General features: G+C 62.0%; 17 protein-coding genes and 1 pseudogene. 8 read left to right on the top strand and 10 right to left on the bottom strand.

The features are described 5' to 3' along the window. Window positions 1-441: 441 nt before the first annotated feature. The 6 genes from AAC640_RS14045 to AAC640_RS14020 form a co-directional block, all read right to left on the bottom strand. Entirely contained in the window at window positions 442-999 is a 558-nt protein-coding gene (locus AAC640_RS14045) for a hypothetical protein (protein ID WP_340267298.1), read from the bottom strand. A gap of 98 nt (window positions 1000-1097) precedes the next feature. Next, window positions 1098-1400 carry an alkylphosphonate utilization protein gene (locus AAC640_RS14040; RefSeq protein ID WP_340267296.1) on the bottom strand — a complete coding sequence of 101 codons (303 nt, stop codon included), beginning with the start codon at window positions 1398-1400 and terminating at the stop codon, window positions 1098-1100. Window positions 1401-1428: 28 nt separating this feature from the next. After that, window positions 1429-2127 (bottom strand): DUF1275 family protein, encoded by a 699-nt coding sequence (locus AAC640_RS14035; protein WP_340267294.1) that lies wholly within the window; start codon window positions 2125-2127, stop codon window positions 1429-1431. Continuing rightward, a complete protein-coding gene (bktB, locus tag AAC640_RS14030; protein WP_340267311.1) occupies window positions 2114-3325 on the bottom strand; it encodes a beta-ketothiolase BktB in 1212 nt (403 codons plus the stop codon). The genes AAC640_RS14035 and bktB overlap by 14 nt, the downstream gene beginning before the upstream one ends. 58 nt (window positions 3326-3383) lie before the next feature. Further along, window positions 3384-5057, bottom strand: a complete 1674-nt coding sequence (locus AAC640_RS14025) for a SulP family inorganic anion transporter (protein ID WP_340267309.1) — start codon at window positions 5055-5057, stop codon at window positions 3384-3386. Beyond that, window positions 5057-5377 (bottom strand): helix-turn-helix domain-containing protein, encoded by a 321-nt coding sequence (locus AAC640_RS14020; protein ID WP_340267292.1) that lies wholly within the window; start codon window positions 5375-5377, stop codon window positions 5057-5059. Before AAC640_RS14020 ends, AAC640_RS14025 begins: the two co-directional genes overlap by 1 nt. Before the next feature lie 136 nt (window positions 5378-5513). On the opposite strand from AAC640_RS14020, the gene AAC640_RS14015 reads away from it, so the two are divergent. The 8 genes and pseudogenes from AAC640_RS14015 to AAC640_RS13980 form a co-directional block, all read left to right on the top strand. Further along, window positions 5514-5723, top strand: coding sequence for a hypothetical protein (locus AAC640_RS14015; RefSeq protein ID WP_340267290.1), 210 nt, complete (start codon window positions 5514-5516; stop codon window positions 5721-5723). A 209-nt stretch (window positions 5724-5932) separates the two neighbouring features. Beyond that, window positions 5933-7531, top strand: coding sequence for a phosphoenolpyruvate carboxykinase (locus AAC640_RS14010; RefSeq protein WP_340267288.1), 1599 nt, complete (start codon window positions 5933-5935; stop codon window positions 7529-7531). 112 nt (window positions 7532-7643) lie between these two features. Continuing rightward, window positions 7644-8015, top strand: coding sequence for a DUF983 domain-containing protein (locus AAC640_RS14005; RefSeq protein WP_340267307.1), 372 nt, complete (start codon window positions 7644-7646; stop codon window positions 8013-8015). Next, on the top strand, window positions 8012-8434 hold the full coding sequence (locus AAC640_RS14000) for a GNAT family acetyltransferase (RefSeq protein WP_340267286.1): 423 nt from the start codon (window positions 8012-8014) through the stop codon (window positions 8432-8434). Before AAC640_RS14005 ends, AAC640_RS14000 begins: the two co-directional genes overlap by 4 nt. 135 nt (window positions 8435-8569) lie before the next feature. Beyond that, window positions 8570-8761: a hypothetical protein gene (locus AAC640_RS13995; protein ID WP_340267284.1), complete on the top strand. Its 192-nt coding sequence runs from the start codon at window positions 8570-8572 to the stop codon at window positions 8759-8761. A 116-nt stretch (window positions 8762-8877) separates the two neighbouring features. Continuing rightward, window positions 8878-9012: a hypothetical protein gene (locus tag AAC640_RS13990; protein WP_340267282.1), complete on the top strand. Its 135-nt coding sequence runs from the start codon at window positions 8878-8880 to the stop codon at window positions 9010-9012. Further along, the gene (locus AAC640_RS13985; RefSeq protein WP_340267280.1) at window positions 8987-9952 is read left to right on the top strand and encodes a fused MFS/spermidine synthase; all 966 of its coding nucleotides are present in this window, start codon (window positions 8987-8989) and stop codon (window positions 9950-9952) included. Before AAC640_RS13990 ends, AAC640_RS13985 begins: the two co-directional genes overlap by 26 nt. A 60-nt stretch (window positions 9953-10012) precedes the next feature. Next, a pseudogene (locus AAC640_RS13980) lies at window positions 10013-10207 on the top strand (GNAT family N-acetyltransferase); the annotation flags it as partial. 227 nt (window positions 10208-10434) lie between these two features. On the opposite strand, the gene AAC640_RS13975 reads toward AAC640_RS13980, so the two are convergent. From AAC640_RS13975 to AAC640_RS13960, 4 genes are all read right to left on the bottom strand, one after another. Next, window positions 10435-10656, bottom strand: a complete 222-nt coding sequence (locus tag AAC640_RS13975) for a DUF2442 domain-containing protein (protein ID WP_340267278.1) — start codon at window positions 10654-10656, stop codon at window positions 10435-10437. Window positions 10657-11048: 392 nt separating this feature from the next. After that, window positions 11049-11399: a DUF488 domain-containing protein gene (locus tag AAC640_RS13970; protein WP_340267276.1), complete on the bottom strand. Its 351-nt coding sequence runs from the start codon at window positions 11397-11399 to the stop codon at window positions 11049-11051. Window positions 11400-11410: 11 nt separating this feature from the next. Then, complete coding sequence (locus AAC640_RS13965; protein WP_340267274.1) at window positions 11411-11722, bottom strand: hypothetical protein; 312 nt, start codon at window positions 11720-11722, stop codon at window positions 11411-11413. Then, window positions 11712-11957: a TlpA family protein disulfide reductase gene (locus AAC640_RS13960; RefSeq protein WP_340267273.1), complete on the bottom strand. Its 246-nt coding sequence runs from the start codon at window positions 11955-11957 to the stop codon at window positions 11712-11714. The genes AAC640_RS13965 and AAC640_RS13960 overlap by 11 nt, the downstream gene beginning before the upstream one ends. Between the last annotated feature and the right edge of the window lie 2 nt (window positions 11958-11959).

The raw sequence follows: 11959 nt of genomic DNA, 5'->3' as shown, positions 1-11959 counted from the left end.
CATGCCGTGGAACTGGCGGCCAGATCAGCGATCGATCGCCGAAGCCGCCTGAACCGCGGTCCTCAGGCCACGCTTACGACGCACCGCTGACGTCTTCACCTTGCCGGTTCACGATCATTTTGACCTCGTGTCGCGACGCGTGCGACAGTTCCAGGAGCGGAAGCGCAACGCTGTGCTCGATGGGAGAAGGATCCGCGCGTGCGCGGCCCAGCTCTCTAGCCCCGGGGCCGCTCCGCCGCATAGCGGTGGCACCGCCCCGACGGGCGCAGGCGCGTCATCAGGTGGCCGCCGTGCGCCTGAAGCCGCAGAAAAGTCGGTGGAACCTGCATGCCGCGATCGTAACATCACACCAAGGCGTTGGCGATACTTCTCTTCCTACGATGCCGGGCCACGTCGGCCGCCGCAGGCTGGGCCATCCCACATCCCGGTAACGACTGTACGCTAGCGCTCCGACACCGTGGCCCGTGAGCGCCGCTGCTGGAAGGCCGCAACCCGTTCGTTGACTGAAAACAGCATGCAGTCAGTGATAGTCCGCCCGTTGGCGCTCACCGGAATGAAGAGCCGGTGCGAGATGTGCTCCCCAGGCAGTTCCTTGATCGAAGTTCCTGCATAGAACGGCGTTTCGCGCGTCAACAGACGGGCGAGTTCCTCTTCAAGGTTTGTATTGAACGGCGTGAAATTCCGGTCGTTCACGTCACGGCCACTGAGATCTAAGCCCAGAAGCGCGCGATATGCGGGGGCAAAGCGCTTGATTATCCACCCGCCGCCGGCATTCAAACCGAGGAAATGCACCAGGTCGCCCAAGTCTAAAAATCGATCGAAGGCCATTAGCTTGGGCTGTTCAGGGCAAACATTGTAGATCGACCTGTAGCACGAGGCGAATACCGTCAATGAAACGTGCGGATAGGGCGGAATGGCGCCAAGCCCCAATGAAGCGAAGTAGAAGTGATCCGCGGGTGGCCGCGGATTACGCTGCCCGGACGGATCAATCCACCTCATACCGCCGACGAAGTTGCGTGGTGGTCACCCATCACTCTAGCCCAGGCATTACAAACTCTGGGTTGCCGGGTCTGGTGCACTGGGCGCCTCGTCATCATTCAGTTGCGTTTCTTTACAAATTCGGCCCTGAGAACCAGGCCTTTGATCCCCTCATAGCGACAATCGATCTCCTGCGGATCGCCCGTTAGCCTGATCGATTTGATCAAGGTGCCGCGCTTCAACGTTTGGCCCGCTCCCTTGACAGCGAGATCCTTCACGAGCGTGACCTGATCGCCGTCGGACAAAAGGTTTCCTACCGCATCGCGCACTTCTACACCCGTGCTCGCGTCCATCGGCCGCAGTTGGCTTGCAGGAACCCAGTCTCCAGACTCCTCATCGAACACATAGTCTTCGTCACTCATCACGCACTCCTTCCATTTCGGGCCTGCCTCATCGGGCCGACAGGTTCCTCTCGATCGACCAAGCCTGAACAGCGAGCAAAGCCGCTCCAGGCGATGCGATCGCAAGAGCCCATTCGCCCGCCCCGATCCAAGCCGTCGTTCCCCCGATTGCGCCGCCGACGAAGCAGAGCCAGAACAGCGAATGGTCGCCGATCGACCCCGATTTGCCGTTGGTCCAGCGCGAGCCCAATGCTGCGCCCAGGCGAACCATCTGCGCGGAGGGGAACATGCCTTCGTGGAGACGCTCCGGATCCCGCTCGAGAACGCAATGCAGCCCCCCGGCGGCCCCGGCGAACACCGCCAGGGAGGAATAGAAACCGCCCGCTTCAAGACACAGGAAGGCGATGAATAGCGCGGGCAGCAGTGCCGTCAAAATGGCGGTACGGCGCCAGCGCTGGAGCCGATACGCGCACAACGTCGTGAGAATGACCCCAACGAGAAAGCTCCCCAGCGCTGTCGCAGCGAGCTGGAGCGGCCGACCGCCAGCAAGCTCTACGCCCAAGATCGTGGCGTTCGCGTCAGGCGAAGACAGATATAGGCGTCCAAACGCCAGAAAACCCGCGGCGTCGATGAACCCGGCTAAGGCCGCAAGACCGCGGGCTAGCGGAACGAGCGCGCGCTCGGCGCGCGCGATCTCCAATGTCCCCGGACGCCGACGAAAGCGGCGAAACTGGTCAGTGCCTGGCATAGTCTGTTTCTGCCTGCGGCAATCGTTCGATGACAAGCGCTATACCCTGCCCGCCGCCGATGCACATCGTGACGAGACCGTAGCGACCACCGATGCGCTCGAGTTCGTACAGCGCCTTGATGGTGATGATAGCGCCGGTCGCGCCAACCGGATGGCCGAGCCCGATACCGCTTCCGTTCGGGTTCACCTTCGCGGGATCGAAGCCGAGAAGTTTGGCGACGGCACAGGCTTGCGCGGCAAAGGCCTCGTTGGCCTCGATCACATCCATGTCCTCAAGCGTCAAGCCGCAGCGATCAAGCGCGATCGGCACCGCCTCGACAGGGCCCAGCCCCATGACCTCGGGCGCCACGCCCGCATGGCCCCAGCCGACGACACGCGCTCTAGGCTCCAGCCCGTGGCGCGCGGCCGCGTCCGCCGACGCGAGCACCAAGGCGGCTGCCCCGTCATTGATACCGCTCGCATTGCCTGCGGTCACGGTGCCGTTCTCCTGTCGGAAAATCGGCTTCAACGCTTGCAATGCGGCGTGAGAAAGCTCGGTACGGACATGTTCGTCCAGCGCGAACTGCACCAGTCCATCCTTGCCCCGGACTTCGACGGGAACGATCTGCGCCTCGAACCGGCCCTCGGCCAGCGCGATGCCCGCGCGCCGATGACTCTCGGCCGCCAGTTCGTCCTGCATCTGACGCGTGATCGAATAGCGATCGGCCACGTTCTCCGCCGTGACCCCCATGTGGCCGGCTCCGAACGGGTCGTTGAGCGTGGCGTTCATCGCGTCGATCATGACCCCGTCGCCCATGCGCCGACCCCAGCGCATCGTTTTCACGACATGCGGCGACTGGCTCATGCTCTCGACGCCGCCGGCAACCGCAAATTCACACTCGCCCAGCTTGATCATCTGCGCCGCGGAGATCAGCGCCTGCACGCTCGAACCGCACAGGCGATTGAGCGTTAAGGCCGGCGTGCGGTCGGGAATCCCCGCCGCAATCGCCGCGATGCGGGAGACATAAGCATCCCGTGGTTCACTCTGGATAACCTGGCCAAGCACGACGTGACCTATTTGAGCGGGGCTCAGACCAGCACGCTTGATGGCTTCCGAGATAACGATCCGGCCCAGCTCCCAAGGGGCAATGTCCTTGAGGCTTCCGCCAAAGTCGCCGATCGCAGTGCGAGCGCCGGCGAGAATTACAACGTCCTGCAACATCGGTCCTTCCTTATGGGTACAAATCGTATCGTCCGCGTCGAGCTTGCGTGCGCCATCAAGCGGGATGGGTGTAACTTGCATCGAGAAGGTCCCGGGCGAGGGCCTGTGCGGCGGCATAGTCGGCGGCATAGAAGAGCTTCTCGGATCCCTGACCGAGATGAACGCGCTCGAGCATCGACCTGGGCTGCGGCTGCACACCCGACAGGATGACCCTGGCGCCGGCGACCCGCGCTTGCTCGATGAACTCCTCGAGCGTCCGAACGCCGCTGGCATCGAGCAAGGGCACAAGCCGCATGCGCAAGATGATGGCCTTGGGAGACTCGCCGAGCCGGCGCAGGGTATCGAGCAGCTCACCCGCGACGCCGAAGAAGAATGGACCGTTGATCCGAAAGACCTCGACCCCTGCAGGCAAGGTATCGCGCTGGTGGACGTCTTCGGAATCGAGATCGATGTCCTTGCCGTTACTGGTGTCGACCTCGACCGCTTCGGCCATACGCGCCATGAACAGCAGCGAGGCCAGGGTGACGCCAACGCCAATGGCCACCGTCAGGTCCACCAGGACGGTCAGACCGAAGGTCAGGAGAAGAACTGAGCGGTCGCTGTTGGGCATGCGGAGCAGCGCCACGAACCGCTCGTACTCGCTCATGCCCCAGGCAACCATGAAGAGGATCGCGGCCAGGGCGGCCATCGGCACATAGGCCATGAGATCGGTGGCAAACAGGATGAACAGCAGCAGGAAAACGGCGTGCATGATGCCCGCAACCGGCGTCTTCGCGCCCGAGCGAATATTGGTCGCGGTGCGCGCGATCGCACCGGTAGCCGGAAGGCCGCCGAACAGCGCCGAGCCCAGGTTGGCAACACCCTGCCCGATCAACTCCTGGTTGGAACGATGGCGTGTCCCGGCCATGCCGTCCGCCACCACGGCCGACAGCAGGGCCTCGATCCCTGCAAGGAAGGCGATGGTGAACGCCGAAGGCAGGACCGCGTTGATCTTTGCCAACGACATTTCGGGCAGGGAAGGCATGGGCAGGCCCGGCGGAATTTCGGGAAAGCGCGAGCCGATCGTGTCCACCGGCAGCTTGAGCAGGGCCACGGCCACCGAGGTGACGACCACGGCTATCAGAAAACCGGGCAGCTTGGGCGCAAGCTTGCGCAGCGCGATGATGATCGCGAGCGCGCCCACCCCAACCGCCACGGTGGCCGCGCTGGTTGTCGCTATCGCACCGAGATAGGCTTCCCATTTGGGCACGAAATCGGCCGGCACCGTGTCGATCGCCAGCCCCAGGAAATCCTTCACCTGGCTCGAGGCGATAATCACGGCAATGCCGGCGGTGAAACCGGTCACCACGGGGTGAGGGATATATTTGATGACCTGTCCGAGGCGGAAGGCTCCCGCGAAGATCAGGATAAGCCCGGCAAGCAGGGTGGCAATGAGCAGTCCGTCATAGCCGTGCTTGGCGATGACGTTGAAAATAACGACGACAAAGGCACCGGTGGGACCGCCCACCTGAACCCGCGAGCCGCCGAGCGCGGAAATCAGGAAACCGGCAACCACCGCCGTGACGAGCCCCTTGTCCGGCGAAGTGCCGCTGGCGATACCCAGCGCCATCGCGAGCGGCAGCGCCACGATCGCGACCGTCAGCCCCGCAATGGCGTCGGCCCGGAAGAGGCGAGAAGAATAGCCCTCGCGAAGCACCGTCGCGAGCTTGGGCCCGAAGACGGCCTGCATCACTGGTCCGTTTCCTGCTCCGCGACCTTGTCATAGAGAAGCGATGAGCCACGCGAGCCCCGGACGCCGCCCGCGGTTTCGCGCAGACGAACTCCTCGCCCAACGCCTGTGCTTGGCGCGTTCTCGCCGAGAAGCTCGATGCCCGCGCCTTCGAGCGCGGTGATGACCTTCACCAGCGTGTCAACGACGCCCCGGACCTGCCCTTCCGACGCTTCCATCCGCTGGATGGTCGGAAGCGAGAGGCCGGCTAGTTCGGCAAGCTGACGCTGATCCAGGCCGAGAAGGGCGCGAGCCGCCCGCAATTGCTGTGATGTGATCATTGCCACTCCTGATGTATAATACATCAAATATCACTATTAACAATCTATCAGTGCGTTGTATATATGCATTGTGCCAATCGTTGAATCATCTGGATGCGGGCAAGACCCTGTCGATTCGAGCAGCTCCGGGGCTCAGATGAGCGACTTCAACGCCCATTTGCGCCTGATGCCCCAGGCTCCGGGTGAGTATCGGGTGGTGCTGACTTTCCATCACGGCGATGGACAGCTTTGCGAAGCCGCCCTCACGCCCCTGGGAGCCTCGATGCTCCTGTCGGAGATAGCGCATGTCCTGGAGGAGGGAGATCGCCGGGCTACCCGATCGGAAGCAGGGCCGGACGCGGCATGATCGAGGACAAGAAGCACCGTCGCAGGCTTCGAAATCGTGGGACCGGCGCGGCCCCGAGATCCTCGTCAGCGCTTGCGGCCTCGGACACGCCGGTAAAATCCGATCGCCCCCGACGTCCGAAGCTCAAGCTCAAGCTTCCCGTGGACGTGCCGCCAGGCGACGTCTGATTCCTTACTCTTCCACAACTGAACCGAGAGGCCTCGCATACAATGACGCTGACACTCACCGTTCCTGACATCACGATCAAACCCGGCGCGAGACTCCACGAGAACCTCGATACGCCCGCATTGACCGAGATAGCATTACGACGCGGCGAAGGCCGACTTTCCGAGCATGGCGCGCTGGTGGTCGAGACCGGAAAGCACACCGGGCGCTCCGCGCAGGACAAGTTCATCGTGCGCGACGTTCTCACCAAGGAAGACGTGTGGTGGGGCGCGTCGAACAAGCCCATGACGGGAGAGGCCTTCGCCAATCTGCGAGCGGATTTCCTGCAGCATCTCGCAACGCTCGACGATGTCTTCGTCCAGGATCTCTTCGGAGGGTCGCAGGCGGAATATCGCGTGGGTGTTCGCGTCGTCACCGAACTCGCCTGGCATTCGCAGTTCGTGCGGACCATGCTGGTGCGTCCTACGCAAGACGAGCTCCTGCATTTCACGGCCGACTATACGATCATCGATCTCCCAAGCTTCCGTGCCGATCCGGAACGCCACGGCTGCCGGTCGGAAACCGTGGTCGCTGTCGATTTCATGCACCGGCTGATCCTGATCGGCGGCACCGGCTATGCCGGAGAAATGAAGAAGGCCGTGTTCTCGGTGCTGAACTTCGTCTTGCCCGAGCGCGGCGTCATGCCGATGCACTGCTCGGCCAACATCGGCCCAGCTGGCGACACGGCGATCTTCTTCGGTTTGTCGGGTACCGGCAAGACCACGCTTTCCGCTGACGCCTCTCGCACGCTCATCGGCGATGATGAACATGGCTGGTCGGATACCGCGGTCTTCAACTTTGAGGGCGGCTGCTATGCCAAGATGATCCGCCTCTCGGCCCAGGCCGAGCCCGAGATCTACGCGACGACGCGCCGGTTCGGGACGATCCTGGAAAATGTCGTGATGGATCCGGAGACGCGCGGCCTCGACCTCGACGATGCCTCGCTCGCCGAGAATAGCCGCGGCGCCTATCCGATCGACTTCATCCCCAATGCCTCCGCCGACAATATGGGGCCCGTTCCGAAGAACATCATCATGCTGACGGCCGATGCCTTCGGCGTGCTGCCGCCGATCGCGAAGCTCACGCCCGAGCAGGCGATGTACCATTTCCTCTCTGGCTATACCGCAAAGGTCGCCGGTACCGAGCTCGGCGTGACCGAGCCGGAGGCGACTTTCTCGACCTGCTTCGGCGCGCCGTTCATGCCCCGTCACCCGAGCGTTTACGGCAATCTGCTCCGCAAACGCATCGCCAAGGGCGGTGTCGACTGCTGGCTGGTCAACACGGGCTGGACCGGCGGCAAATATGGAACGGGGTCGCGCATGCCGATCAAGGTGACGCGAGCGCTGCTCAATGCCGCGCTTTCAGGCAAGCTCAACGAAGCACGGTTCCGCACCGATCCCAATTTCGGGTTCGAGGTTCCGATCGAAGTGGATGGCGTCGACGCCCGCATCCTCGATCCGCGCGCCACCTGGGCCGATGAATATGCCTACGACCACGCCGCCCGTGATCTCTCCGACCGTTTTCGCCGCAATTTCACGCAATTCGTCGCGCATGTCGACGAGAGCGTTCGCGCAGCCGCTCCGCCCGGAGTCTTCAGTGCCTGACCTGATGGCATCACCGTTTGACCAATTGCCAACGAAGCCCGAAGCCGTGTCCGACCCACAAACCAGCACTCCCGCGGCGCCACCCGTCCTGCCCTCTTCGGCGGTGGAGGCCATGGCCCGGGGCGCGCGGGGCCATTGTCCTCGGTGCAAGGAAGCGAAGCTCTTTCTTCGTTTCCTCAAGCCGCGGCCGCGCTGTCCGAATTGCGGGCAGGACTGGTCTCATCAACAGGCGGATGATTTCCCCGCATACGTCTCGATCCTGATAACCGGACACCTCCTGGCCCCATTGATCATTGCGCTCGTTCGTGACGCAGGATTGTCGGTCGCCGCGCTGGTCGCGATCGTGCTGCCGCTTGCGATGATCTTGATGATCGCGCTGCTGCAGCCGGCTAAGGGCGCGATCATTGCCCTGCAGTGGTGGTTCGGTATGCACGGATTCCAAAAGGAGCGCCCGGCGCCAGTCGACGGGGAGACCGGATCATGATCGAGGTGCGGCCGTTGGCGAGTTCGGAAGTCGACGAAGCGGTGAAGCTTTGGGATGCTTGCGGCTTGACGCGCCCCTGGAACGATCCGGTTGCCGACGCCCAGCGGGCTCTCAACGGACCAGCGTCCACGATCATCGGCGCGTTTGCCAGTGGCCACCTGATCGGCACCGCGATGACGGGTTGGGACGGCCATCGCGGGTGGATCTATTATCTAGGTGTGGAGGCGGATTTCCGCCGATGGGGCGTCGCCCGGAAACTGATCTGGACATGCGAGGAATGGCTTGCCCAATTCGACGTTCCCAAGGTTCAATTGATGGTTCGTCCCGACAACGACGAGGCCGCGCGATTCTACAACGCCATTGGCTATGAAGAAGAGACGTTTCGCGTTTTTTCTCGGCGGCCTTCGAAGCGAGCCTGACGGGTGCATTCGGTCACCCCAGCATCCGCTCCCCCGGCATGCGCGGCGACGGCGGGGCTGTTAACCCATGATCGAAGCTTGGCCAAAACAGCTCCGCGCCAACTGCTGAAAAGACCTAATCAAGGTGCTTGTGAGATGACCCCGCGTCCCAACCTCAAACCGACATTGCGCAACAGCGAATTCTACCTGACGCGCATGAACGCGTCCCTTGCGCAGGCCGCCGAGACACTTCTGCCGAATATCCGGGAACAGGCACTTCGCGCCGCCGCCGCTTGGCAAGAGATGTACGAGAAAGCCCAGCAGTTCGAAAAGCGACAAGTCCGTTGATCCCGTGTGCATTCGGAACCGGCCGCGAGGTTCGGATTGCGACTCAAATCTTGAGCCCCGCGCAGCCGGCAAATCACTCCTCGTAGAATCCCCGTCCTTTCAAACAGGAGGCGCCCGTGATCATATTCTGGATCATCCTTATCTCCGTTGTGCTGCTCGTGTTGTTCTTCGGCGTCACCGTCGCAGGGGGACGCGCCCACGATCGGCAGAACGCACGCCGTGACAATGCGCGTCGTGACAATGACGGATAGGTGCGCAGAAGGCCTGGAAGACGAATGCGTCATCGCCCTCTCGCCCGACACAGGGCGGGACTTGCATGGCGACGAGGCGAGAGCCCAACTGGATGATTTTCTCGACCATATCGACGGTATCGATCGCGATCAGCGTCATGCCGCGCGATATGGGTTTGACCATCGCGATCCGTATCAAATGGAGCAAGTCGGATTTGACGCGCCGCTCGTCTTCGAGCTGGGCGGCATACGAAGCCTTCTCGCAAATTGGGCATTCGTGCAAAGCGCGATGAGCATCGAGGATCCGGACAGGCTGCTGCTCGACTACACGCGCCTGATGATGGGATTCCTCCTGTTCAATCCTTCACCGGAGACGATCGAGATCATCGGGCTGGGCGGAGGGTCCCTGGCGAAATATTGCTATCGGCACCTGCCGGACGCTTCGATCGTCGGCGTCGAAATAGACCCCGAAGTCATTGCCGTCGGCGAGCGCTTCCTGATGCCGCCGGAGGACGAGCGCTTCGAGATCGTCTGCACCGATGGAGCTGAGTTCGTAAGGCAAGACTTCCGGACCTGCGATGTCCTGCTCGTGGACGGCTTCGACAGCGATGGACAGGTGCCCCAGCTCTGCTCGTCGGAGTTTTACCGCGACTGCCATCTGCGGTTGAACCCCGGGGGGATTTTCGTGGCCAATCTGTGTGATCTTTCCTGGAAGCACGCCTCGGTACTGGCTCGCGTGCGAGAACACTTCGCCACAATCATAGTCGTGCCCGTCGAAGACGGGATGAACTGGGTCGTCTTCGCCTTCAAGGACGAGCAAGCTTGCCTGGATCGAGGAGCAATTCGGCAAATCGCCTGCTCGCTCGACGAGACTCACCCAATGTCCTTTTCGCCACTTGCCGAGGAAATCTTGGGCAGACTGCCGGCCGTCGCCAACGGCCACCCGCTGATCCCTAGGTAGCAGCATGAGGAATCATGCTCGCGGTTCCGCTCACTCGTTGCAACACCCCTTGAAACGGAAAGCGATTTTCGCAGATGGGGGCTTGGCCGAAAACTCGTCCGGGCCTGCGAGGAATGGCTGGCGCAGTACGCCCCCGCCAAGATCCAATTGATGGTTCGTCCCGAGAACGACGAGGCCGCAGGCTTCTACAATGCGATAGGTTATGACGAAGAGACCTTGCGCGTCTTTTCCCGCCGCCCTTCAATGCGCGCCTGACGCACAGCGCGCGCGAGGGCGCTTCGCAGGGTTCTGAAGTTCGATCTCATGGTCTGGAGCTTCAAATGGTCATCTTTGCCGTAATCGTCATCTCGACATTGCTCATGGCTCTGTTACTAGACGTGCCAATTGCCGGTGGGCGCGTACATGACCGGCAGAATGCGCGTCGCGACTGCGACCGGTGAATGCCTCGCCGGCTCCGGCGGCTCTAGAGAGCGTGAAGGGCTCTAGCGACGCTCGTCGCCGAGTATCGGCCCTCTCAACAGACGCGCCGAACTCAGTTCGAAGCTAATCTCCGGCCAGTGAATGCGATAGCCGTCGCCGCGAATATAATAGTTTGCACGTTGCGCCGGAGTTGCCTTGAAAAGCGGGTTGAACCACGCCAGCGGCACGCGCAGCTTGCGTCCGTCGGCAAGCGAGACGTTGAGTTTGCCGTTCGCACTATTCACGGTCGAGATCCGCTCGCCAGGCACTGCGTCTGAGCTCCACTCCTAAATATTCGCCACGACCACTTCGGAGCGTCACCGCAAACGGGTGTAGCCCGCGCAGGATCGAAACTCGCGAGCGACAGTCGATCGCGCCCTGAGGCGCGCGAGACGGATCGCTCCCAATTCGTTCATCAAAAGACGACCATGAATTTCATGGAATGCGGCCACACTTATACCCAAACTATCGCAGAGGTGCTCAACGGATATACTTGCCAACATGTTGCCGCCGATCTTCTCGCACACTCGGAAATTTGCAGACAAAGCCTTCTCTGTCCGCACTGCCGCACTGGGGGATTCAAGCACTACCCGCCGAGCGCTCCATCCACGCGAAGTCGGCAATGGCGCCGCAAGCATTATTGCAGTTCGTTAAGATACTCGGCGAGAACAACCGCCTGATTGTTCTTTTCGTCATGGGCCGAGTAAAGCAGGACTACGTCGCCCTTTTTGGCCAGTGTGGCGAGCTGGGCAACAGACTGCGGGTTTTCTTCCAGTTCCTGGCGATAGCGACCCCGGAACGCCGCGAAACGTGAAGGGTCGTGACCGAACCACTTGCGCAGCGGTGTCGAAGGCGCGATCTCCTTGAGCCAAAGGTCCAGCGCCGCGCTTTCACGGCTTACGCCCCGCGGCCATATCCGGTCCACGAGAACCCGCTGGCCATCGTCGTTCGCAGGAGGTTCGTAGACCCGCTTGATGCTTATGGTCATCGGTTACCCCTTTATTTGTGACCGGCCCAGGCCGGCGGGTCGCTAGCGGGAAAGGATTCGATCGAGGCTTCATCAACCGCATCGAGCAGACGGCTGCCAACAAGCAGGTCACGAACCTGCCTGCAGACTTCCGCGATCAATCCCTCGAGAACCGAGGCGCCTGCTTTATCCGGGGCGGCGACACAGGAACAGAAGCGCTCCATGACGACCTCTCTGGTGAGGCCAGCGAGATCGCGTTCCTCGGTGCGAAAACGTCCTGCGATATAGCGTACGGTCTCTTCGAGTTGCTCGGAACCTATCGGATCGTCATATTCATGCGTCATCGGTGCGCTCCTGTTCCGAAAGAAGACGAGCGATATCCGCGCCGACGCGCATATCGTCCTCGGCCCCAAACATTTGTCTGCGCAGGCGCCCCCAGCGGTCGATGAGGATCAGGGTCGGCGTGCCTTGCATCCCATAGGCGGCCATTGTTCGCGGGATCGGCCTGTCGGCGGCTGGGAGGTCGACGCCGACCGGGAACGTCACGCGATATTCGTGCAGGAATGCCGCCAGCGCCACGG

Origin of the sequence: Sphingobium mellinum, assembly GCF_037860795.1 — a bacterium.
In the GTDB taxonomy this organism is placed as follows: Bacteria; Pseudomonadota; Alphaproteobacteria; order Sphingomonadales; family Sphingomonadaceae; genus Sphingobium; species Sphingobium mellinum.
This window is presented reverse-complemented; position numbering and strand designations above follow the sequence as displayed.

Bases quoted from the DNA above. Each gene is read 5' to 3' on its own strand.
- AAC640_RS14005 (WP_340267307.1), top strand. From the start codon at position 7,644: ATGGCCCGGGGCGCGCGGGGCCATTGTCCTCGGTGCAAGGAAGCGAAG.
- AAC640_RS13965 (WP_340267274.1), bottom strand. From the start codon at position 11,722: ATGACGCATGAATATGACGATCCGATAGGTTCCGAGCAACTCGAAGAG.
- AAC640_RS13985 (WP_340267280.1), top strand. From the start codon at position 8,987: ATGCGCGTCGTGACAATGACGGATAGGTGCGCAGAAGGCCTGGAAGAC.
- AAC640_RS14010 (WP_340267288.1), top strand. From the start codon at position 5,933: ATGACGCTGACACTCACCGTTCCTGACATCACGATCAAACCCGGCGCG.
- AAC640_RS13995 (WP_340267284.1), top strand. From the start codon at position 8,570: ATGACCCCGCGTCCCAACCTCAAACCGACATTGCGCAACAGCGAATTC.
- AAC640_RS14045 (WP_340267298.1), bottom strand. From the start codon at position 999: ATGAGGTGGATTGATCCGTCCGGGCAGCGTAATCCGCGGCCACCCGCG.
- AAC640_RS14015 (WP_340267290.1), top strand. From the start codon at position 5,514: ATGAGCGACTTCAACGCCCATTTGCGCCTGATGCCCCAGGCTCCGGGT.
- AAC640_RS14025 (WP_340267309.1), bottom strand. From the start codon at position 5,057: ATGCAGGCCGTCTTCGGGCCCAAGCTCGCGACGGTGCTTCGCGAGGGC.
- AAC640_RS13970 (WP_340267276.1), bottom strand. From the start codon at position 11,399: ATGACCATAAGCATCAAGCGGGTCTACGAACCTCCTGCGAACGACGAT.
- AAC640_RS14040 (WP_340267296.1), bottom strand. From the start codon at position 1,400: ATGAGTGACGAAGACTATGTGTTCGATGAGGAGTCTGGAGACTGGGTT.
- AAC640_RS14000 (WP_340267286.1), top strand. From the start codon at position 8,012: ATGATCGAGGTGCGGCCGTTGGCGAGTTCGGAAGTCGACGAAGCGGTG.
- AAC640_RS14020 (WP_340267292.1), bottom strand. From the start codon at position 5,377: ATGATCACATCACAGCAATTGCGGGCGGCTCGCGCCCTTCTCGGCCTG.
- AAC640_RS14035 (WP_340267294.1), bottom strand. From the start codon at position 2,127: ATGCCAGGCACTGACCAGTTTCGCCGCTTTCGTCGGCGTCCGGGGACA.